19 protein-coding genes are annotated in these 22,616 nt (G+C 58.6%); 7 read left to right on the forward strand and 12 right to left on the reverse strand.

All coding sequences use genetic code 11. The features are described from left to right. Window positions 1-64: 64 nt before the first annotated feature. The gene (gene rlmKL / locus QMK58_RS21425) at window positions 65-2,335 is read right to left on the reverse strand and encodes a bifunctional 23S rRNA (guanine(2069)-N(7))-methyltransferase RlmK/23S rRNA (guanine(2445)-N(2))-methyltransferase RlmL (RefSeq protein WP_053157443.1); all 2,271 of its coding nucleotides are present in this window, start codon (window positions 2,333-2,335) and stop codon (window positions 65-67) included. A 529-nt stretch (window positions 2,336-2,864) separates the two neighbouring features. Here rlmKL and rmf point away from each other — a divergent pair. Beyond that, window positions 2,865-3,080 (forward strand): ribosome modulation factor, encoded by a 216-nt coding sequence (gene rmf / locus QMK58_RS21430; RefSeq protein ID WP_003223300.1) that lies wholly within the window; start codon window positions 2,865-2,867, stop codon window positions 3,078-3,080. 216 nt (window positions 3,081-3,296) lie between these two features. Here rmf and QMK58_RS21435 read toward each other — a convergent pair whose 3' ends face one another. Beyond that, the gene (locus QMK58_RS21435) at window positions 3,297-4,316 is read right to left on the reverse strand and encodes a quinone-dependent dihydroorotate dehydrogenase (protein WP_320395405.1); all 1,020 of its coding nucleotides are present in this window, start codon (window positions 4,314-4,316) and stop codon (window positions 3,297-3,299) included. 227 nt (window positions 4,317-4,543) lie between these two features. On the opposite strand from QMK58_RS21435, the gene QMK58_RS21440 reads away from it, so the two are divergent. The 5 genes from QMK58_RS21440 to cobA all read left to right on the forward strand — a co-directional run bounded on the left by QMK58_RS21440 (window position 4,544) and on the right by cobA (window position 10,319). Continuing rightward, entirely contained in the window at window positions 4,544-5,755 is a 1,212-nt protein-coding gene (locus QMK58_RS21440; protein WP_053157437.1) for a CmpA/NrtA family ABC transporter substrate-binding protein, read from the forward strand. 15 nt (window positions 5,756-5,770) lie between these two features. After that, window positions 5,771-6,346: an ANTAR domain-containing response regulator gene (locus QMK58_RS21445; protein ID WP_053157434.1), complete on the forward strand. Its 576-nt coding sequence runs from the start codon at window positions 5,771-5,773 to the stop codon at window positions 6,344-6,346. Between the two features lie 264 nt (window positions 6,347-6,610). Continuing rightward, window positions 6,611-7,822, forward strand: a complete 1,212-nt coding sequence (locus QMK58_RS21450) for a nitrate/nitrite transporter (RefSeq protein WP_053157431.1) — start codon at window positions 6,611-6,613, stop codon at window positions 7,820-7,822. 7 nt (window positions 7,823-7,829) lie between these two features. After that, entirely contained in the window at window positions 7,830-9,500 is a 1,671-nt protein-coding gene (locus QMK58_RS21455; RefSeq protein ID WP_053157428.1) for a bifunctional protein-serine/threonine kinase/phosphatase, read from the forward strand. Between the two features lie 57 nt (window positions 9,501-9,557). Beyond that, window positions 9,558-10,319: a uroporphyrinogen-III C-methyltransferase gene (gene cobA / locus QMK58_RS21460; RefSeq protein ID WP_320395406.1), complete on the forward strand. Its 762-nt coding sequence runs from the start codon at window positions 9,558-9,560 to the stop codon at window positions 10,317-10,319. Between the two features lie 145 nt (window positions 10,320-10,464). Here cobA and QMK58_RS21465 read toward each other — a convergent pair whose 3' ends face one another. From QMK58_RS21465 to ppsA, 8 genes are all read right to left on the reverse strand, one after another. After that, window positions 10,465-11,496: an OmpA family protein gene (locus tag QMK58_RS21465; protein WP_053157421.1), complete on the reverse strand. Its 1,032-nt coding sequence runs from the start codon at window positions 11,494-11,496 to the stop codon at window positions 10,465-10,467. A 107-nt stretch (window positions 11,497-11,603) separates the two neighbouring features. Next, window positions 11,604-12,194 (reverse strand): RNA polymerase sigma factor SigX, encoded by a 591-nt coding sequence (gene sigX, locus QMK58_RS21470; RefSeq protein ID WP_015096065.1) that lies wholly within the window; start codon window positions 12,192-12,194, stop codon window positions 11,604-11,606. A gap of 83 nt (window positions 12,195-12,277) precedes the next feature. Next, window positions 12,278-13,102 carry a mechanosensitive ion channel family protein gene (locus QMK58_RS21475; protein ID WP_053157419.1) on the reverse strand — a complete coding sequence of 275 codons (825 nt, stop codon included), beginning with the start codon at window positions 13,100-13,102 and terminating at the stop codon, window positions 12,278-12,280. Between the two features lie 2 nt (window positions 13,103-13,104). Further along, window positions 13,105-13,353: a hypothetical protein gene (locus QMK58_RS21480; protein WP_053157416.1), complete on the reverse strand. Its 249-nt coding sequence runs from the start codon at window positions 13,351-13,353 to the stop codon at window positions 13,105-13,107. Window positions 13,354-13,416: 63 nt separating this feature from the next. Next, complete coding sequence (locus tag QMK58_RS21485; RefSeq protein ID WP_320395407.1) at window positions 13,417-14,412, reverse strand: zinc transporter ZntB; 996 nt, start codon at window positions 14,410-14,412, stop codon at window positions 13,417-13,419. 26 nt (window positions 14,413-14,438) lie between these two features. Beyond that, window positions 14,439-14,930 (reverse strand): ribonuclease E activity regulator RraA, encoded by a 492-nt coding sequence (gene rraA, locus QMK58_RS21490; protein WP_053157411.1) that lies wholly within the window; start codon window positions 14,928-14,930, stop codon window positions 14,439-14,441. Window positions 14,931-15,068: 138 nt separating this feature from the next. Beyond that, window positions 15,069-16,058, reverse strand: a complete 990-nt coding sequence (locus tag QMK58_RS21495) for an alpha/beta fold hydrolase (RefSeq protein ID WP_053157408.1) — start codon at window positions 16,056-16,058, stop codon at window positions 15,069-15,071. A 218-nt stretch (window positions 16,059-16,276) separates the two neighbouring features. Further along, window positions 16,277-18,598 carry a phosphoenolpyruvate synthase gene (ppsA, locus tag QMK58_RS21500; RefSeq protein WP_320395408.1) on the reverse strand — a complete coding sequence of 774 codons (2,322 nt, stop codon included), beginning with the start codon at window positions 18,596-18,598 and terminating at the stop codon, window positions 16,277-16,279. Between the two features lie 228 nt (window positions 18,599-18,826). Between ppsA and QMK58_RS21505 the strand changes: the two genes are divergently transcribed. Then, window positions 18,827-19,645, forward strand: coding sequence for a pyruvate, water dikinase regulatory protein (locus QMK58_RS21505; RefSeq protein ID WP_053157402.1), 819 nt, complete (start codon window positions 18,827-18,829; stop codon window positions 19,643-19,645). 65 nt (window positions 19,646-19,710) lie between these two features. On the opposite strand, the gene prpD is transcribed toward QMK58_RS21505, so the two are convergent. Together prpD and prpF are read right to left on the reverse strand one after the other, a co-directional pair. Beyond that, window positions 19,711-21,195: a 2-methylcitrate dehydratase gene (gene prpD, locus QMK58_RS21510; RefSeq protein ID WP_320395409.1), complete on the reverse strand. Its 1,485-nt coding sequence runs from the start codon at window positions 21,193-21,195 to the stop codon at window positions 19,711-19,713. A gap of 167 nt (window positions 21,196-21,362) precedes the next feature. Further along, window positions 21,363-22,553, reverse strand: a complete 1,191-nt coding sequence (prpF, locus tag QMK58_RS21515) for a 2-methylaconitate cis-trans isomerase PrpF (RefSeq protein ID WP_053157397.1) — start codon at window positions 22,551-22,553, stop codon at window positions 21,363-21,365. Window positions 22,554-22,616 lie beyond the last annotated feature (63 nt).

Below are 22,616 nucleotides of genomic sequence, written 5' to 3' on the forward strand. Positions count from 1 at the left end.
TAGCTATTAGCCACTAATTTCACCAGTGCTGTAGGAGCGAGCTCGCTCCTACAGCATCCTCGGATCAACGTGCCATGATTTTCCAGGCGCGGTGGATTTTGGGGTTGCGCGCAAAATCCGGATCGATGGTCTGAGCGGTGATCTCCTCGATTGCGTAACGCTCGCTGAGGTTCGGCTCCAGTTCGAACTTGCGGAAGTTGTTGGAGAAATACAACACGCCACCCGGTGCCAGGCGCGCCATGGCCAGATCGATCAACTGCACCTGGTCACGCTGTACATCAAAGATGCCTTCCATGCGCTTGGAGTTGGAGAACGTCGGCGGATCAATGAAGATCAGGTCGTATTCATCACGGCTGGCATCAAGCCAGGCCATCACATCACCCTGTTCCAGACGGTTCTTGTCGGAAAAACCGTTCAGCGCCAGGTTGCGACGTGCCCAGTCCAGGTAGGTTTTCGACAGATCGACACTGGTGGTGCTGCGTGCACCGCCCTTGGCCGCGTGCACACTGGCAGTTGCGGTGTAGCAATACAGATTGAGGAAGCGTTTGCCGGCCGCCTCTTTCTGGATACGCATGCGCATCGGCCGATGATCGAGGAACAGACCGGTGTCGAGGTAATCGGTGAGGTTCACCAGCAGCTTGATCCCGCCTTCATTGACCTCGACGAACTTGCCCTGTGCCGCCTGGCGCTCATATTGCTTGGTGCCGCTCTGACGCTCACGGCGCTTGACCACCACGCGACTCTTGTCGATGTTCAATGCCTGAGGAATCGCCGCCAGGGCATCGAACATGCGCGCCGAGGCTTTTTCCGGATCGATGGATTTCGGCGCAGCGTACTCCTGGACGTGGACCCAATCGTGATACAGGTCGATGGCCATGGAGTATTCCGGCATGTCGGCATCGTAGACACGATAGCAGTCGATGCCTTCACGCTTGACCCACTTGCCCAGTGCCTTGAGGTTTTTTTGCAGGCGGTTGGCAAACATTTGCCCGCCTTCACTCAGGCGCGGCTGCTCGATCACCGGAGCCGGGGCTGGAGCCGGTTTGATCGGGTTGCCGTTTTTGTTGTACTGGCGCTCTTGCGGTTCGCTCGGTGCCTCATCGTAGGCGGCCTGCTCACGCTCGGCCTGACGCTGCTCCGGGGTGCGACGCTCGCCAGTGACGAACTGATCCGGCAACACTTTGATCAGCAACAGCTTGCACGGCAACGCGCCGTTCCAGAACGAATACTGCTTGTGGCTGCGGATGCCCATGCGCTTGCCCAGGTCCGGCGCGCCGGTGAACACCGCCGCCTCCCAGTTCAGGCAGGCCTGACGCAGGCGCTCGCCGAGGTTCTGGTAGAGGTAGAGCAGGCTCGCCTCATCGCCCAGACGCTCGCCGTAGGGAGGGTTGCAGATCACCAGGCCTTTCTGGTTCTGGTCCGGGCGCGGCTCGAAGGTCGCGACTTCGCCCTGGTAGATCTTGATCCACTCGCTCAGACCGGCACGCTCGACGTTGTTGCGGCCTGGTTGAATCAGGCGCGGATCGGCTTCGTAACCGCGAATCCACAGCGGGGGCTTGGCCAGACCGGCAGCAGCGCGCTCGCAAGCTTCTTCATGCAGTTTCTTCCACAGGGCCGGCACATGTCCGAGCCAGGCGCTGAAGCCCCATTGCTCGCGACGCAGGTTCGGCGCGATGTCGGCAGCGATCATCGCTGCTTCTACCAGGAACGTACCAACACCGCACATCGGGTCGGCCAGTGCGCCGCCTTCGGCCGCGATACGGGGCCAGCCGGAACGGATCAGGATCGCTGCCGCGAGGTTTTCCTTCAACGGTGCCGCGCCTTGCTGCAAGCGATAACCACGCTGGTGCAAGCTGTGACCGGACAGGTCGAGAGAGAGAATGGCTTCGCCGCGATCCAGACGCAGGTGAATGCGCAGGTCAGGGTTGAGCTTGTCGATGGATGGACGGTCACCCTGCGGAGTGCGCAGCTTGTCGACGATAGCGTCCTTGACCTTCAACGCACCGAAGTGGGTGTTGTCGATACCGGAGCCGTGGCCGCTGAACTCGACGGCGAGAGTGCCGTCATTGAGCATGTGGTCTTGCCACTCGATATCCAGTACGCCGTGATAGAGGTCTTCGGCGTCCTTCATCGGGAAACGCTTGAGCACCAGCAGTACCCGGTTGGCCAGACGCGACCACAGGCACAGGCGATACGCGGTTTCCATGGTGGCCATGCCACGCACGGCAGAGGTGTGCTCACGCGCCTCCTCAAGGCCAAGCCCGACGGCTTCCTCGATGAGCAGGCCTTCAAGGCCTTTGGGGCAAGTGAGGAAGAGTTCGAAACGATCGGACATGGGAATTCCAGAACCTTTAGCGAAGTGACCGGGCAACGCATTGCCGGTCCGGTTTTCAATCAGGCGCTTTTCTCGAAGAGCGCCCGCGTGGCACGAAGGTGTGCCGTTCCACCCCTGCTGCTCGGGTCAAATGAGCTTAGATGCAAAGGCAGATAAAAAAGTTGATGCAACAAAATGACATAAGTCGACCCTTCGTCGAATAGTGCATCCCGGCAACGGGAGCCATTCTCACCAAAGGATTAACCCGATCTTCCAACGCAGGGCCGATCATACCGGGGTTTGGTCAATAAATATGGCACAAACATCGTGTTACTTAGTGCCATAGCACATTAACGGTTACGTCCTTATGACAAAACGATCATTCCCTCGATGTGACGCATTGGTTAGAACTCAACACAGGTTGGCGCCGCAATGACGCCAACACCTTGGCTCGTCACGCCGGCAACGAGCCCCAACGGCAGAGTTTTTCTGCCTGACCTCGATAGAGGTCGACGCGATACATACAGTCAACAAGTGAGGGCAACACCCTATGAGAAGACTTAAGCGTGATCCGTTGGAAAGAGCATTTTTGCGCGGATATCAATATGGCGTTGGTGGCAAATCCCGTGAGCTTTGCCCATTTACTCTACCGTCGGTACGTCAAGCCTGGATTAACGGCTGGCGAGAAGGACGCGGCGACAACTGGGACGGTATGACCGGCACTGCGGGAATCCACAGACTCAACGAACTTCACGCCGTCGGCTAATTACAGGGCACACACTCCGACACGACAATCTGATTTGTACTGAATTAACCACGCACGTCCCATCCGGACGGCGGGCTCCGGCCCAAGGGCTCCTTTAAAGGAGCCCTTTTTATATCTGCCAGAAACTCAATCCCCCTGTAGGAGCTGCCGAAGGCTGCGATCTTTTGATTTTTTCAAAGTCAAAAGATCGCAGCCTTCGACAGCGCCTACCTGGGATCAGCGCAAGGCAGCGATAGCGTCGACAGACTCACGAATCAACGCAGGGCCTTTGTAGATGAAGCCCGAATAGATTTGCACCAGGCTCGCACCAGCAGTGATTTTCTCTGCCGCATGCTTGCCTTCGGTGATGCCGCCCGCCGCGATGATCGGCAAGCGACCGCCCAGCTCCGCCGCCAGCACTCTCACCGTGTGGGTGCTCTTGTCGCGAACCGGTGCACCGGACAACCCCCCCGCCTCGTCACCGTGTTCCATGCCTTCGACACCCACGCGGCTCAGGGTGGTATTGGTGGCGATGACTGCGTCCATGCCGGTTTCGATCAGCGCTTGTGCGACCTGTGCGGTTTCTTCGTCGGTCATGTCCGGTGCGATCTTGATCGCCAGCGGAACATGCTTGCCGTGACGCAGCGCCAGCTCCGCCCGACGCTCGGCCAGATCGGCCAGCAATTGCTTGAGCGAGTCGCCGAATTGCAGGCTGCGCAGGCCCGGGGTGTTCGGCGAACTGACGTTGACCGTCACATAGCTGGCGTGGGCGTAAACCTTGTCCAGGCAGTTCAGGTAGTCATCGACCGCACGCTCGACCGGTGTATCGAAATTCTTGCCGATGTTGATGCCCAGCACGCCCTTGTACTTGGCCGCAGCCACGCGAGCCAACAGGTGATCGACGCCGAGATTGTTGAACCCCATGCGATTGATGATCCCCTCGGCTTCGGGCAGGCGGAACAGGCGCGGCTTAGGGTTGCCTGGTTGCGGGCGCGGGGTGATGGTGCCGATTTCGACGAAACCGAAACCCAGCTGCGCAAAGCCATCGATGGCCGCGCCATTCTTGTCCAGACCGGCCGCCAGGCCTACCGGGTTCGGGAAATCCAGACCCATGACATTCACCGGCACTTTCGCCGGCGCCTTGCATAGCAAACCGTTGAGCCCCAGACGTCCACCCGCGCCGATCAGGTCCAGGGACAGATCATGGGAGGTTTCCGGAGAAAGTTTGAACAACAGCTGACGGGCCAGGGTGTACATGGGCGGGTTTGACTCGAATGGCGGCGAAATGGAAGGCGATTATAGCCGCGCATGCGGGTCGCAAGCGAGGCGCGCAATAAAATCAGCAGGGGATGGCATATGCCTTGCACCCGTTCACGCATCAGCGCGCAGGCCAACGGCGGAATGCGGGCAAGGACAACGGCGTCGTTACCCGGCCTTAACTACAAGCGCCGGGGAGCGACGTTTTTTTTGAAGGTGCGAAATCGATGAACGAACCATCAGCCGACCCTCTGGCCTGGGTCAATGGCAGCGACGCCCCGGAAAAGACCGAGATCAACCTCGGCTTCATGGCCCTCAGCGATTGTGCCTCGGTCGTGGTTGCCGCCACCCAGGGCTTTGCCCAACCTTACGGACTGACGCTGAACCTGAAACGCCAGCCGTCCTGGGCGAGCCTGCGGGACAAACTGGTCAGTGGCGAACTGGATGCCGCCCACAGTCTGTACGGATTGATATACGCCGTGCACCTGGGCATCGGTGGCGTCGCAGCGACCGACATGGCGGTGCTGATGGGCCTGAACCAGAACGGTCAGAGCATCAACCTTTCCCACGGCTTGCAGGCGTTGGGCGTGACCGGTCCTGAGGCACTGGAACAGCACGTGCACCAAACTCGCCCAAAACTCACCTTCGCCCAGACGTTTCCCACCGGCACCCATGCCATGTGGTTGTATTACTGGCTCGCCAGCCAAGGGATACATCCATTGCAGGACGTCGATAGCGTGGTGGTGCCACCGCCGCAAATGGTCGCCCACCTGCAAGCGGGCCGCATTGATGGTTTCTGCGTCGGCGAACCCTGGTCCGCCGCCGCCGTTCAACAGGGTTTTGGCTTTACCTTGGCGACGACACAGACCATTTGGCCCGACCACCCGGAAAAGGTCCTGGGCTGTACCCGCGCGTTTGTCGAGCAATACCCCAACACCGCCCGCGCACTGGTGATGGCGATTCTGCAGGCCAGCCGCTTTATCGAAGACAGCGCCGAGAACCGTCGTGGTACCGCGCAGTTGTTAAGCGCACCGCAGTACCTCGACACTCCGGTGGACTGTATCGAACCGCGCTTGCTCGGCGACTACGCCGACGGATTGGGTCATCAATGGCAGGACCCGCACCCGCTGCGTTTCCATGGCAAAGGAACGGTCAATCTGCCCTACCTGTCCGACGGCATGTGGTTCATGACCCAGTTCCGCCGCTGGGGTTTGTTGCGCGACGATCCGGACTACCTCGCGGTGGCCCGTCAAGTTCAGCAACTGGACCTGTACCGGGATTCCGCCAGCGCGGTCGGTGTGAATTGCCTGGACAAGGAAATGCGCAGCAGCCAGTTGATCGATGGAAAGGTCTGGGATGGTTCAGACCCGGCCGGTTATGCCCGCAGCTTCAAACTGCACGCCATGAGCGACCACTCGCCCCTTCTCGCCAGCCGCTGACAGGAGACTGCAAACATGTTGCGAATCCTGCTGATCAATGACACCGCGAAGAAAGTCGGGCGCCTGAAGGCCGCCTTGATCGAGGCCGGGTTCGAAGTGATCGACGAGTCCGGTCTGACCATCGACCTGCCAGAACGCGTCGAAACAGTGCGTCCGGACGTGATTCTGATCGATACCGAGTCACCGAGCCGCGATGTGATGGAGCAAGTGGTGCTGGTCAGCCGCGACCAGCCACGACCGATCGTAATGTTCACCGACGAGCACGACCCTGGCGTGATGCGCCAGGCGATCAAGTCCGGCGTCAGCGCCTACATCGTCGAAGGCATTCATGCACAACGCTTGCAGCCGATTCTAGACGTTGCCATGGCGCGTTTTGAGAGCGATCAGGCCCTGCGCGCGCAATTGCATGCCCGCGACCAGCAACTGGCCGAGCGTAAGCGCATCGAGCTGGCCAAGGGACTGTTGATGAAGATGAAAGACTGCAACGAGGAAGAGGCCTACACCCTGATGCGCCGTCAGGCCATGAGCCGTCAGCAGAAGCTGATTCAGGTGGCGGAGCAGATTATTGCGATGAGTGAGTTGTTGGGTTGACCCAAAAAGATTGCAGCTTCGGCAGCTCCTGCAATTGGTATGCGCACGCCCTGTAGGAGCTGCCGAAGGCTGCAATTTTTCCCCCTGTGCCACAAAAATCGGCATGTGGCACAAATCTGGCTAAGTAATCACCACAGGTAACCAACGGCGGTTGCCCAATCTACGACAAAGACGTCGCTCACCTCGTTTGCCTCTAGGCGAATCAGGTGGCGGCGTTTTTTTGTTTTGGCTCCCGTTCGAGACTCCTATCAGTTGAGGTGCGCGATGAATTCAAGCTTTTGGAAATCCGGCCATACCCCGACCCTGTTCGCGGCCTTTCTCTATTTCGACCTGAGTTTCATGGTCTGGTACCTGCTAGGTCCCTTGGCCGTGCAGATCGCCGCCGATTTGCAACTGACCACCCAACAACGCGGGCTGGTGGTAGCCACGCCGATCCTGGCCGGCGCCGTGCTGCGCTTTGGCATGGGCATGCTGGCTGACCGACTGTCACCAAAAACCGCCGGCCTGATTGGCCAGGTCATCGTCATCTGCGCACTGTTCGGCGCCTGGAAGCTTGGCATCCACAGCTACGAGCAAGCCCTGGTGCTGGGGCTGTTCCTCGGCATGGCGGGCGCGTCGTTCGCCGTGGCCCTGCCACTGGCATCGCAGTGGTATCCGCCGCAGCATCAAGGCAAAGCGATGGGCATTGCCGGTGCCGGCAACTCGGGCACCGTGCTCGCCGCGCTGATTGCCCCAGTGCTGGCAGCCGCATTCGGTTGGAGCAACGTGTTCGGTTTCGCGGTGATCCCGCTGATTCTCACCCTGATTGTGTTTGCCTTGCTCGCCAAAAATGCGCCAGAACGGCCGAAAGCCAAGTCGATGGCTGACTATTTCAAAGCCTTGGGAGACCGGGATAGCTGGTGGTTCATGTTCTTCTACAGCGTGACCTTTGGCGGCTTTATCGGCCTTGCCAGCGCCCTGCCCGGTTACTTCAACGACCAATACGGCTTGAGCCCGGTCACCGCTGGTTACTACACCGCTGCCTGCGTGTTCGGTGGCAGCCTGATGCGTCCGTTGGGAGGCGCTCTGGCAGACCGGTTCGGTGGCATTCGCACCTTGCTCGCGATGTATACCGTGGCAGCGATCTGCATCGCCGCCGTCGGATTCAACCTGCCAAGTTCCTACGCGGCGCTGGCACTTTTCGTCTGCACCATGCTCGGTTTGGGGGCAGGCAACGGGGCGGTGTTCCAACTGGTGCCACAGCGCTTCCGTCGCGAAATCGGCGTGATGACCGGCCTGATCGGCATGGCCGGCGGCATCGGCGGCTTTGCATTGGCGGCAGGCATGGGCGCCATCAAACAAAGTACCGGCAGCTATCAGATGGCGCTGTGGTTGTTCGCCAGCCTCGGCGTCCTCGCCTGGTTTGGCCTGCACGGCGTGAAGCGACGCTGGAGAACCACTTGGGGTTCGGCAGCCGTCACCGCAGCTCGGGTCTGAGTCACTCATGAGCCTGCAACTGAGTTTTGCCGAAGCCAGCGCCATCGGCCCGCGCGAGGAGAATCAGGATGCTCTGCGCCTGGTCACACCGGTCCCGGCGCTGGCGGCCAGCAAAGGTTACCTGTTCGCCATCGCCGATGGCGTCAGCCAATGTGCCGACGGCGGCCTGGCGGCTCGCTCGACCTTGCAGGCCTTGGCGCTGGACTACTACGCCACGCCAGAAACCTGGGGCGTGGCTCAGGCACTTGATCGCCTGCTATCGGCGCAGAACCGCTGGCTACAGGCCAATGGCAACGGGCAACCGCTGCTGACCACCGTCAGCGCGCTGGTGCTGCGAGGGAGGCGATTCACCTTGGCCCATGTGGGCGATTGCAGGGTTTATCGCTGGCATGCCAATCAGTTGCAGCGAATCAGCGAGGATCACGTCTGGGACCAGCCAGGCATGCAACATGTCCTCAAGCGTGCGCTGGGGCTGGATCAGCACCTGGTCCTGGACTTCCTCGATGGCGAATTGCGTGCCGACGAGAGCTTCGTGCTGCTCAGTGACGGGATCTGGGCCGTGCTGGGCGACACCGCGATTTGCGCCATCCTCCGCGATCAACCGGATCTGCACAGCGCAGCGCAAACCCTGGTCAGTGCCGCACATCTGGCTGGCAGCCAGGACAATGCCAGCGCGCTGTTGGTGCGGGTCGATGCCTTGGGAGAGACCAGCATTGGCGATGCGTTGATTCACCTGCAGCAATGGCCACTGCCTCCGGCATTGAAACCGGGACAGGATTTTGAAGGCTGGCAAGTCGAAGGGATACTCGCCCACAGCCAGCAATCGCTGCTCTATCGGGTGCGCGACGCTCATCAACAGGCCTGGTTACTGAAGACCCTGCCTGGCCGCCTGCACGATGATCCTCTGGCCGCCCAGGCCTTGCTGTCGGAGGAGTGGTTTCTCAAACGCGTGGCCGGACGTCATTTTCCCGAGGTCCATTGCGCTGGCCAGCGCCAACATTTGTACTACGTGATGCGCGAATATTCAGGGTCGACACTGGCCCAGCTTTACGACCGCATCGGGCCACTGCCATTGGCTCAATGGCACGACTTGGTGGAACGCCTGTTGCGGGCAGTCGGGATGTTGCATCGCCGGCAAATCCTGCACCGCGACATCAAGCCGGAGAATCTGCTGCTGGGCGACGACGGTGAGCTGCGCTTGCTGGATTTCGGTCTCGCCTTTTGTCCCGGGCTCTCCGAAGATCAGCTCACCACCCTGCCCGGGACGCCGAGTTACATCGCGCCGGAAGCATTTCGTGCAGAGGCTCCGAGCACGAAACAAGACCTGTATTCAGTCGGTGTGACCTTGTACTTCCTGCTCACCGGGCATTACCCCTACGGTGAAATCGAAGCATTCCAGCGCCCGCGTTTTGGTGTACCGATCAGCGCCGGACGCTATCGACCCGACTTGCCGGAATGGGTCGTACAAAGCCTGGAACGCGCCGTCGCCGCAGACCCTGACCATCGGTTTGAAACGGCAGAAGAGTGGTTGCTGCTGATGGAACAAGGAGAACGCCGCAGCCTGAGTGTACGCCCCAGGCCACTGCTTGAGCGCGAACCGATAAAGGTTTGGCGGACACTGGCACTGGTGTCGCTGCTGGCCAATCTCACTCTGCTGTATTGGTCGCTACATGGCTGAATATCTTTTGATCGAATACTTGAAAACCGATTGCCGTCATCCCGTGAGGAAAACGCTATGAGCGCGAAAGTCTGGCTGGTGGGTGCGGGTCCTGGCGATCCGGAATTGTTGACCCTCAAGGCCGTACGGGCGCTGAGGGAAGCGGATGTGGTGCTGATCGATGATCTGGTCAACGAGGTGGTGCTGGAGCACTGTGCACAAGCGCGGATTATTCCCGTAGGCAAACGCGGCGGCTGTCGTTCAACACCGCAGGCGTTCATTCATCGCCTGATGCTGCGTTATGCCCGCCACGGCAAATGTGTGGTGCGACTCAAGGGCGGTGACCCGTGCATTTTCGGCCGGGGGGGAGAGGAAGCGCAGTGGTTGCATGAACGCGGGGTAGACGTTGAGTTAGTCAATGGCATCACCGCCGGACTGGCCGGCGCGACGCAATGCGACATCCCATTGACCCTGCGAGGTGTGGCGCGCGGCGTGACGCTGGTCACAGCTCACACCCAGGATGGCAGCAGTTTGAACTGGCAGGCGCTCGCCCAAAGCGGCACGACCCTGGTGGTTTACATGGGGGTGGCGAAACTGAGTGAAATCCGCGAGCAACTGTTGAAAGGTGGGATGGCGAGGGACATGCCAGTGGCGATGATTGAGAACGCCTCCCTGCCCCACCAGCGCGAATGCCGGAGCAGTCTTATCGCAATGGAGGATGACGCCTGCATCTTTGGGCTCAAGAGCCCGGCTATTCTTGTGATCGGTGCAGTGGCTGTTACTGACACGATGAAGAGATCGCAGCCTTCGCAAGGTGTACACCGCAGCGCGGCCCTGTAAAAAATCGCAGCCTTCGGCAGCCCCTGCAGAAGGTGTCTGCCCCAGCGCGATCCCCGCGGCTGCGATATTTTCCACACCAGAAACCCAAATCGCAGACAAAGAAAAGCCCGGCCTAAGCCGGGCTTTTCTCAAAGCTGAGAGCTAATTACTTAGCTTGAGCTTCAACTTGCGCTTCTACGCGACGGTTTACAGCGCGGCCAGCGTCAGTTTTGTTGTCAGCAACTGGGCGGGATTCGCCGTAGCCAACAGACTGAACGCGGGACGATTCAACACCGTACTGGTTGGTCAGAACTTGCTTAACGGCGTTTGCACGACGCTCAGACAGTTTCTGGTTGTAAGCGTCAGGACCGACGGAGTCAGTGTGACCTTCAACAGTAGTGGTGGTGGAAGGGTACTGCTTCATGAAGTCAGCCAGGTTTTTGATGTCGCCGTAGCTGTTTTCTTTAACGACCGACTTGTCGAAGTCGAACTTAACGTCCAGCTCAACACGAACAACTTCAGCAACTGCCGGGCAGCCGTCAGCGTCAACAGTTACGTTGGCTGGGGTGTCTGGGCACTTGTCAACGTTGTCGCAAACGCCATCGTTGTCGCTGTCGGAGCAGACTTCAGCTGGTGCTGGAGCTGGAGCAACCGGCTTGGAACCGCCACCGAAGTTAACACCGATACCGACGCTAGGAGCCCACTCGGTGTTGCCCTGGTCGATGTTGTACTGAGCTTCAACGCCAGCACGAGCGTAGAAGTTGTCGGTGAAGTACAGCTTGGCACCGCCGCCAACGTTGGCGAAGGTGGAACGGTTACGACCGCCGGAACCGTTTTGGCCGATGCTCTGGTCAGAGAAACCTGCCGAAACGTACGGACGTACCATGTCACCTGGGTTGTTGAAGTGGTACAGAGCGTCCAGAGCGGTGTTGGCGCCCTTTACGTCCTGGCCGTCGTCAGTAACGGCGTTGTGCACTTCGTCGTAGGCCAGACGCAGTTCAACGTCGTCAGTCAGGAAGTAACCGATCGAACCACCCGGCAGAACGCCGTCGTTTCGGAAGTTACGGTCGCTATCGAAATATTGCTTCTTTGCGTAGCCTTCGATTTCAACTGCGCCTTGGCCCTGTGCCAGAGCGCCGAACGAAGTGGCGGCAATAAGAGAACCAATGGCCAAGCCCAAGGTGTTTTTCAGTTTCATCCGTTAAATCCCCATCTGGTGATTGTGAAGCAGTCCCGCAAACCGGGGGACAACTCGGCGACAAGTCTAACAGAACTTGCCTACACGTAAGAGATATTTGCGCTGAACTAAGTTTCAGCAATGCCCGCAAATTTCTCACGCAATTTATCTAGAGCGCGTTTGTACCGCATTTTTGTTGCACTCAAACCCATGTGCATTATGTCTGCGATTTCCTGAAATTCCAGCTCTGCGACAAATCGTAGCACTAAAATTTCACGGTCAATCGGGTTCACATACACCAACCAGCGATCAAGTCCGCCCTTCTCCTCGGGTTTCGGCGTCTTTTCTTCGGACGCTTCCTCAAGGGGGTCAAGACTTAAAGCATCCATCAAGCGACGCTTTCGCCGTTCCTTCCGATACTGTGTGATGCATTCGTTGTACGTGATGCTATATAGCCATGTCTTGAACTTCGATTTACCTTCGAAGTTCTTCAGGCCATACAGCACCTTCAACATGACCTCCTGACAGACATCGTCTGCGTCGCGATCGTTCCCGAGATATCGTGCGCACACGTTAAATAATGTTCGCTGGTAACGCCGCATCAGTTCTTCATAGGCGCGCGTTACGTGAAACAGCTCGGTGTGCGAGCGCGCGACCAACTCCTCATCAGAGAGCTCGCGGGGGTCGTAGCGCATGGATAACGATTGGGCTTTATTCAAAACAAGTCGGGCCGACAGTCAGGTCAATGCAGCCAGCGTCAGCTGGAATTTTGCGGCGGCATACATTAGCAGGGTTTGCCGGGTTAGCGGCTACTCACATGCTGCTCAAGAAGAATCCGATTGGAAAGAGAGACTAGCTCACCTTCATCGGTCAGCAATGTGGTTTTAACCGTGCCGATCTCTTCGATCTGCCCTTCGACCTCGCCCACTCGTACTTGTTGCCCAACCTGATACAGCTCACGCACATAGATTCCCGCAAGAATCTGACCGGCAATTTCCCGGCTTCCCAACCCCATGGCCAGCGCAACCGCCAGACCAACGGTAATCAATACGATTACGATCACGTGGTTCAGAAGGTCTGTCTTGACCTCCAATTGACTGATCGCAACCGAAATACTGATGATAATCACCAAGCCCTGGGCAATTCGCCCAAGTCCTGAAGCATAGTCCAGTCCTACGCCTTCTGCCGCTCCGCGCACCAGCCCATTGGCCAGTTGCGCCAGCAAAACACCCACCAGCAACACCAGCGCGGCACCGAACACCTTCGGCAAATACAACGCTAGCATATCCAGCGTAGCTGAAACTCGCTCAAGTCCAAGGGATTCTGCGGCAGAAACCAGAAAAATCAGCAGGACGAACCAATAAACGATCTTTCCGATCAAGGTCGAGATCGGAACCTGAAGCCCGGCACGTGCCAACAACTTGGTCAGACCGGTGCCGCCCATCAGGCGATCAAGTCCCAATTTGGCAAGTAACTTGGAGAGCAACGTATCCAGTAATTTAGCTACGACAAAACCCAACAGCAGCACAACCAGTGCACCAAACAGGTTGGGAATGAAGTTCGCAACCTTGGTCCACAACGCAGTCATTGCAGTGACGAGGCTCTGAGTCCAGAGATCAAGTTCCATGTTCAGTCAGCCTTATCAGCAGTGCGGGCAGCGGGTTTACGATGACGGGAAACCGGCGACACATGGGCCGATCCGTTATTCAGGGCGATCATCAGCGCGGGCAACCAGCGGCCCAGAAGACTGAACAAATCACCGGCACCGACCTGGCGGTTGGCGGTTTTCAGTACACGGCCAAGGCACGCGTCGTCGTCCCGGGTGGACGGCGAGGCCTTGAGCATGTCGCGCAAAGACTGTTCAAACGGATCGTGCATACGCACCTCTCGTGATGTCTGTGAAAGACGCAGTCAGTTTTGCTCGGGTCACATGCTTCATTTTCAAACCCAGCGCAAACGTCGGAATAACCACCACTGCCCAAGCGCAACCGAGAGCATCAGCATGCAAGCGACAAGGAAGCCATAAGGGCTTTCGGAAAAAGGAATACCCCCGACATTGATCCCCAAAAGACCGGTCAGAAAACTCATTGGCAAAAATATCCCGGTGATGATGCCGAAGCGATACATCGTACGGTTCATGCGCACGCTCAACCGTCGGTCTTCGGCCTCCAGGACCAGCCCGACCCGCTCGCGGGTCAATTCCAGCTCTTCAAGATAACGGGTCAGGCTGTTATTCAACTCGTTCCAGTAATCGCCATCATCCTCGACAAACCAGGGCAGTTTGATCCGTGTCAGTTGGCCGAAAATATCCCGCTGCGGAGCCAGAAAACGCTTCAACGCAGCGGCCCGGCGGCGGATCTGCAAAACCGCACCATGCTCTGGCGCATACCGTTCGTCGGCATCAAGCTTTTCTTCTTCTGAATCGACGACTTCGGAGAGGTCACTGACCAGATCCTGCACCTTGTTGGTGAGGTATTGCGCCATACACAAGATGAGTTCAGAAGCAGTTTTCGGCCCCTTGCCCTCCTCCAGCTGCGCGAGCAACTCTTCGGTGGCGCGCAGCGGACGCAAACGCAAGGAAATGACGCGCCGGGCAGAACCGAAGATCCGCACCGAAACCATGTCTTCCGGCTCGGCACCTGGATTGAGGTTCACCCCACGCAAAAACAGCAGCAGTTCACTGTCCGACAACTGCAAAAGTCGTGGGCGGGTGTTTTCTTCAAGTAACAGGTCGCAGTTGAACTCGCTCAGACCGCTGGATTTACGCAGCCACGTCTGGGTTTGCGGATGACTGCGATCCCAATGCAGCCACAGGCTTTCATGGGCCTGCAGCTGCAAGTCATCCAGTTCAGTCCGGGCTATCGAACGCGCGCCGCCTCTACCGTCCAGCACCAGGGCATGCACCAGCCCCCATTGCGCGTTTTCTTCCTCGAACATCCGCACTCCTTTAGTCAATCCGCGCTTTACTCAGGCATTTTCAGCGGGCTTGGCGAGATGATCACGCCGTTGTTATCCGCATAGATGTATTGACCCGGATGGAAGGTCACGCCGGCAAAGGTCACGGCGACATTGAGATCGCCTATACCGCGCTTGTCGGTTTTCATCGGGTGGCTGGCCAGCGCCTGAACCCCGAGATCGGTTTGCGCGATGACATCGACGTCGCGGATGCAACCGTAGATCACCAGCCCTTCCCAACCGTTTTTGGCGGCTTTCTCGGCGAGCATGTCACCCAACAGCGCACGACGCAGTGAACCGCCTCCGTCGACCACCAGGACTTTGCCATTACCCTTGAGTTCGACTTGCTCCTTGACCAGCGAGTTGTCTTCGAAACACTTGATGGTCACGATTTCGCCGCCGAAAGAATCACGGCCGCCGAAATTGCTGAACATCGGTTCCAGCACCTGCACCAGCTCCGGGTAGGCGTCGCACAGGTCAGGCGTGAGGTAATGGTTCATCGAGAAACTCCTGTAAAAGAGAGAAACAGCACGAACATCACTGATGAATCGGTCATAGAAAATGACCAGAACAGCTCAATGCGTCATATCTTAGCCGCAAGCCGACCAGAGCGAAATGCCCTTGATAGAGCGTCAGGCTCAGATTGCCGCGGCAAAATCCTGTTGTGCTCCCGGTAATGGCGTCTGCTGATCCTTCAGCCAGCATGTCACCAATGGCCAGACTTCAGCCTGGGCAGCCTTGCTGACGAGCATTTCCACATGGCCGAAATTATCGGTGAAGCCCTGCTCGCGCCCCAGGTTGATGAATTGCTTGTGTTCGGAACCGACCTGATCGAACAGCTTTCGGCATGCCCACGCTGGATCCTGATGGTCACCCGCGGCGCTGACGGCAAGTACCGGCAGCTTGACCTCGGCCAACCCGGCCCACCAGTCCTTGTCAGCGTCGCCAAAGCGTCCGAACAAACCAAACCAGCGCATGCTTTCCAGGGCCAGGCCGATCGGCTCGTCCTCCGGGCCGCGCTTGAGCCTGGATCCGGACAACTGGGCAAAACGCTTGAGAATGAAGCGACCGCTCCACTCCACCGGCGGAATTTTCAATGGCCAATAGGTACGACTGACTTGGGTACCAAAAAATGCCGCAGAGGCCACCACCGGCTCGCCGATATACTCGCCACCCAACGCAGCTGCCAGCGTGATACCGCCCAGGGAATGGCCAATCCAGTGGGGAGTTTGCCCGCTCTGCTCGCGCACGAACGCACCAATGGCCGGCAAATCGTAGCGGGCGTAGTCGGCGACACTGTTCTTGCGGTAGGTCTGGTTGCGCTGAGACAAACCGTGACCGCGCATTTCCGGAACCCACACATCGAACCCCTGACGGGCCAGGTGAGCGCCAAGCCCAATGCCTTTGGGCGAGAACCAGAACCGCCGATTGGAAAAACTGCCATGCAGCAGGATCACCGGCACGCCACGGGTTGCCGGTTCATCGGCCATGCCAAGGCGGGTCACAGCCAGTTCGACCGAATAGTCTGGGCTGTTACCGGGTTTCAAACGGTAGACGTCTTCGCTCAGATCACCGCGCCGTTCGGCGCTGATCAGAGCGACAGGAAATAGATTGCTGCTGCTTTGCATAATCTCTTGCACAAAAAAGGGCGGCATCCAGAGGAGCCCGCCCTGCTTGAATCTCTAAAACGGCCGCTCACTGACACTACGTCGCCCCTGTAGGAGCGAGCTTGCTCGCGATGACCTCCGGGACACCGCGTTTATCCAGGATAAACGCGGTGTCGTTGACGTCCATCGCGAGCATGCTCGCTCCTACAAAGGCAGGTGAGCGAGTCGTTCACACACCATCAGGCCGAAGCTTGACCTTCCGCCAGGAAGAACCAGGTTTCCAGTACGGAATCGGGGTTCAACGAAACGCTTTCGATGCCCTGCTCCATCAGCCACTTGGCCAGGTCCGGGTGGTCCGAAGGGCCCTGACCGCAAATGCCGATGTACTTGCCAGCCTTGTTGCACGCGGCAATGGCGTTGGCCAGCAGCTTCTTGACCGCTGGATTACGCTCGTCGAACAGGTGCGCGATGATGCCGGAGTCACGATCCAGGCCCAGAGTCAGCTGGGTCAGGTCGTTGGAGCCGATGGAGAAACCGTCGAAGAACTCGAGGAATTCTTCAGCCAGGATCGCGTTGGACGGCAGTTCGCACATCATGATGACGCGCAGACCGTTTTCGCCACGGGCCAGACCGTTTTCAGCCAGCAGATCCACTACCTGGCTCGCTTCGCCCAGGGTACGGACGAACGGCACCATGATTTCGACGTTGGTCAGCCCCATCTCGTTGCGCACACGCTTGAGCGCACGGCATTCGAGTTCGAAGCAGTCACGGAACGATTCGCTGATGTAACGCGAAGCGCCACGGAAGCCCAGCATCGGGTTTTCTTCTTCCGGCTCGTACAGCTTGCCGCCGATCAGGTTGGCGTACTCGTTGGACTTGAAGTCCGACAGACGCACGATGACCTTCTTCGGATAGAACGCAGCAGCGAGAGTGCTGATGCCTTCGACCAGTTTTTCGACGTAGAACCCGACCGGATCGTCGTATCCGGCGATGCGCTTGTCGACGCTTTCCTTGATGTCCTGCGGCAGACCGTCGTAGTTCAGCAGTGCCTTGGGGTGCACGCCGATCATACGGTTGATGATGAATTCCAGGCGGGCCAGGCCCACACCTGCGTTCGGCAGCTGCGCGAAGTCGAAGGCGCGATCCGGATTGCCGACGTTCATCATGATCTTGAACGGCAGATCAGGCATGGCGTCAACGGAGTTCTTCTTGATGTCGAAACCCAGTTCGCCTTCGAAGATGAAACCGGTGTCGCCTTCAGCGCAGGAAACGGTGACGCCCTGGCCGTCTTTCAAAAGCTGGGTGGCGTTACCGCAACCGACTACCGCTGGAATACCCAGTTCACGGGCGATGATCGCCGCGTGGCAGGTACGGCCGCCACGGTTGGTGACGATTGCGCTGGCGCGCTTCATGACCGGTTCCCAGTCCGGGTCGGTCATGTCGGATACCAGTACGTCGCCTGGCTGGACCTTGTCCATCTCGGACACGTCCTTGATGATGCGGACCTTGCCGGCGCCGATGCGCTGGCCGATGGCACGACCTTCCACCAGCACGGTGCCGGTCTCTTTCAACAGGTAACGTTCCATGACGTTGGCCTGAGTACGGCTCTTCACGGTTTCCGGACGGGCCTGCACGATGTACAGCTTGCCGTCGTCACCGTCCTTGGCCCATTCGATGTCCATCGGGCACTGGTAGTGCTTCTCGATGATCATCGCCTGCTTGGCGAGTTCGCTGACTTCGGCATCGGACAGGCAGAAACGTGCGCGCTCGGCTTTGTCCACGTCGACGGTTTTCACCGAACGACCGGCCTTGGCTTCGTCGCCGTAGATCATCTTGATGGCCTTGCTGCCCAGGTTGCGGCGCAGAATCGCAGGGCGACCGGCGGCCAGCGTACCTTTGTGGACGTAGAACTCATCCGGGTTCACCGCGCCTTGCACGACGGTTTCACCCAGGCCGTAGGCGCCGGTGATGAACACCACGTCACGGAAACCCGACTCGGTATCGAGGGTGAACATCACGCCGGCGGTGCCGGTTTCGGAGCGGACCATGCGCTGCACACCGGCCGACAGGGCGACCAGCTTGTGGTCGAAGCCCTGGTGCACGCGGTAGGAAATGGCGCGATCGTTGAACAGCGAAGCGAACACCTCTTTGGCGGCACGAATGACGTTTTCGACACCACGGATGTTCAGGAAGGTTTCCTGCTGACCGGCGAAGGATGCGTCCGGCAGGTCTTCGGCGGTAGCGGAAGAACGCACGGCTACGGCCACGTCGGGGTTGCCGGCGGACAGCGCGGCGAACGCGGTACGGATTTCGGCATTCAGTTTTTCAGGGAACTCGGCTTCCATGATCCACTGGCGGATCTGGGAACCGGTCTTCGCCAGCGCATTCACGTCATCGACGTCCAGGGCATCAAGGGCGTCGTGAATCTGCTGATTCAGGCCGCTCAGTTCCAGGAAATCACGATAAGCCTGCGCGGTCGTGGCGAAGCCACCGGGCACCGATACACCGGCACCCGCAAGGTTGCTGATCATCTCGCCCAGGGATGCGTTCTTGCCCCCCACGTGCTCAACGTCGTCTTTGCCGAGCTTGTCGAGGGAAACTACGTACTCTACCAAGGTGATCTCTCCACTAACTGTGTTGGAAAAGCTCAGAAGCCGGCGCTCTAAAGGAGCATTTGCCGACTATATGGCCTGGACCTGGAAAATAAGTGAGAATGCAGGCCATTGGCGGCCAGCAAATCGCGCCTATCATATCCAAGATTCGTCACTAGCTTAAGGCCCAAGGTGCAAATGAAACGATCTGCTTTCTTTATCTCCGATGGCACGGGCATTACTGCCGAAACCCTCGGCCAGAGTCTCCTGGCGCAGTTCGAAAACATTACCTTCAGCAAAGTCACACGGCCGTACATCGACAACGTGGACAAAGCGCGGGCCATGGTACAACAAATCAACAAAGCCGCTGAAACCGACGGCTTTCGTCCGATTATCTTCGACACCATCGTCAATCAGGACATTCGTGAGATTCTTGCTACCTCGAATGGTTTCATGATCGACATTTTCTCGACGTTCCTGGCGCCGCTTGAACAGGAACTGACCGAGCATTCTTCGTACACCGTCGGCAAGTCCCACTCCATCGGCTCCAGTACCAATTACATGGAGCGTATCGAGGCCGTCAACTTTGCTCTCGACAACGATGACGGCGCCCGCACGCACTATTACGACAAGGCCGACCTGATCCTGGTCGGCGTGTCGCGCTGCGGCAAGACCCCAACCTGCCTGTACATGGCCATGCAATTCGGCATCCGCGCGGCCAACTACCCGTTGACCGAAGACGACATGGAACGTCTGCAACTGCCAAACGCCCTGCGCGCCCACCAGCACAAGCTGTTCGGCCTGACCATCGATCCCGACCGCCTGACCGCGATCCGCAACGAACGCAAACCCAACAGCCGCTATTCGAGCTACGCCCAATGCGAGTTCGAAGTGCGCGAGGTGGAAAACCTGTTCCGTCGCGAGAACATCCCGCACATCAACTCCACAGATTTTTCCGTGGAAGAAATCTCCGCAAAAATCCTTGTGGAGAAAGGTGTGGAGCGGCGGTTCAAGTAATTCGGGTCACACTTCTGCTTCTGCAGGAGCTGCCGCAGGCTGCGGCAGCTCCTACAGAGGTCTGTCTAAATAACCAACAAATCCACAAACCGGTTCACCGCTGTCGCCTCAAGTTTCTGCTGATCCTTGCACAGCGCAAAAATCTCCTCAGTGCGCTGCCCGGTGAAACGTGTCAGCAAGTTCGCCTTGAATTTCCCCTCCAGCAACGGAATACCTTCAGCCCGACGCCGACGATGGCCAATCGGGTATTCCACCACCACATTCTCGGTGCTGGAACCGTCCTTGAAAAACACCTGTACCGCATTGGCAATCGAACGCTTGTCGGTTTCCAGATATTCACGGGTGTAACGTGGCTCTTCGACGATGACCATTTTCTCGCGCAGCACATCGATGATCGGATGCGCCTTGTGGAAATCGTCTTCGTAGTACTCCGCAACCAGGTTGCCGAAGGCCATCGGCACCGCGGTCATGTACTGGATGCAGTGATCGCGGTCGGCAGCGTTGGCCAGCGGCCCGACCTTGGAAATGATGCGAATCGCCGATTCCTGTGTAGTTATCACCACTTTGTCGATTTCATGCAGTCGATTGCGAACCTGCGGATGCAGGATCACCGCCGCTTCACAGGCCGTTTGCGCGTGAAACTCGGCCGGAAAACTGATCTTGAACAGCACATTCTCCATCACATAACTGCCGTACGGCCGCGAGAAACTGAAAGCGCGCTTGCCTTCAGGCTTGAGCGCCAGATCGCTATTGGTGTGGCTGAACAGCACGTCGTAAAAGCCCCACTGTTTGGCACTCAACACCCCGGGAATCCCCATCTCGCCACGCATCGCAATGTCCGCCAGGCGCACGCCACGACTGGACGCATCACCGGCTGCCCAGGACTTTCGCGACCCGGCATTCGGCGCATGCCGATACGTGCGTAACGCCTGGCCGTCAGCAAAAGCGTGGGACAACGCCGACAACAGCTGCTCACGATTGGCGCCCATCAGCTTGGCGGTGACCGCCGTCGACGCGACTTTCACCAGAATGACGTGATCGAGACCGACACGGTTGAACGAGTTTTCCAGCGCGATCACACCCTGAATCTCGTGGGCCATGATCATCGATTCAAGCACCGTGCGCATGGTCAACGGCGCCTCGCCATTGGCCAGACTTTTTTGCGACAGGTGGTCCGCTACCGCAAGAATACCGCCGAGGTTATCCGACGGATGCCCCCACTCGGCCGCGAGCCAGGTGTCGTTATAGTCGAGCCAACGCACGATACAGCCGATATCCCATGCAGCCTTGACCGGATCAAGCCGATAAGACGTACCCGGAACCCGCGCCCCGAACGGTACAACGGTGCCTTCGACCACAGGCCCGAGATGCTTGGTGCATTCGGGAAAACGCAGGGCCAGCAGGCCGCAACCCAAGGTATCGATCAAGCAGTTGCGCGCGGTGTCCAGCGCTTCGGCAGAATCGATCTTGAAGTTGAGGACATAGTCGGCAATGTCCTGCAGGACTTTGTCGTAGTCGGGGCGGTTGTTCAGGTCGACGTTGGCACTCATGTTCGATTCACTCTATGAAGTGGTTCGTTGATGGGACCTCGGTTCAGGCGTCTCGGTGTATCGCTGCTTTCTTGTTTTGAAATGCGATCCTTTGCAGGAGCCGGCTTGCTGGCGATGGCGATTTCAAGAACGCCATCGCCAGCAAGCCAGCTCCTGCAGAGCGTGAATCAGAACGAATCACCCGGCACACGCACATAACCTTCCATCAACACCCGCGCACTGCGGCTCATGATGGCCTTGTTCACGGTCCACTCGCCGTTCACCTGGCTGGCTTCAGCGCCGACGCGCAAGGTGCCGGACGGATGCCCGAAGCGCACCGCATTACGCTCGGTGCCGCCCGCTGCAAGGTTGACCAGCGTACCGGTGATCGCTGCCGCCGTGCCGATGGCTACCGCTGCCGTGCCCATCATCGCGTGGTGCAACTTGCCCATCGACAATGCACGCACCAACAGGTCGACATCGCCCGCCGCAATGGCTTTGCCGCTGGACGATACGTAGTCCGCCGGCTTGGCAACGAAGGCCACCTTCGGCGTGTGCTGCCGTTTGGCCGCTTCGTCGACGTTGGAAATCAGGCCCATGCGCAGTGCGCCGTAAGCGCGGATGGTTTCAAACATCAGCAGGGCTTTCGGATCGCCGTTGATCGCGCCTTGCAGCTCAGTGCCTTTGTAGCCGATGTCTTCGGCATTGACGAAAATCGTCGGGATGCCGGCGTTGATCAGGGTCGCCTTGAAGGTGCCGACGCCGGGTACTTCCAGCTCATCCACGAGGTTGCCGGTCGGGAACATCGAACCGCCACCGCCCTCTTCGTCCGCTGCCGGATCGAGGAACTCGACCTGCACTTCAGCGGCTGGGAAGGTCACGCCGTCGAGTTCGAAATCGCCGGTTTCCTGGACTTCACCGTTGGTGATCGGCACGTGGGCGATGATGGTCTTGCTGATGTTGGCCTGCCATACGCGAACCACGGCCACGCCGTTGTGCGGGATGCGGCTGGCGTCGACCAGGCCGTTGCTGACAGCGAACGAACCGACGGCTGCCGTCAGGTTGCCGCAGTTGCCGCTCCAGTCCACAAAGGGCTTGTCGATGGAGACCTGACCGAACAGGTAGTCGACGTCGTGATCGGCCTGGGTGCTTTTTGACAGGATCACGGTTTTGCTGGTGCTGGAAGTTGCGCCACCCATGCCGTCGATTTGCTTGTCGTACGGATCGGGGCTGCCGATCACGCGCAGCAACAAGGCATCGCGGGCCGGGCCTGGGACCTGTGCTGTTTCCGGCAAGTCTTTAAGGCTGAAGAACACGCCTTTGCTGGTGCCGCCGCGCATGTAGGTCGCGGGAATTTTGATTTGCGGTGCATGAGCCATGGTCTTGCTTACTCCTTAGCCTGAAAACACACACGGGACTCAAAGTCCCGTGTGTGTAGAGCG

The sequence above is a fragment of the Pseudomonas sp. P8_241 genome, assembly GCF_034008315.1.
Taxonomy (GTDB): Bacteria; Pseudomonadota; Gammaproteobacteria; order Pseudomonadales; family Pseudomonadaceae; genus Aquipseudomonas.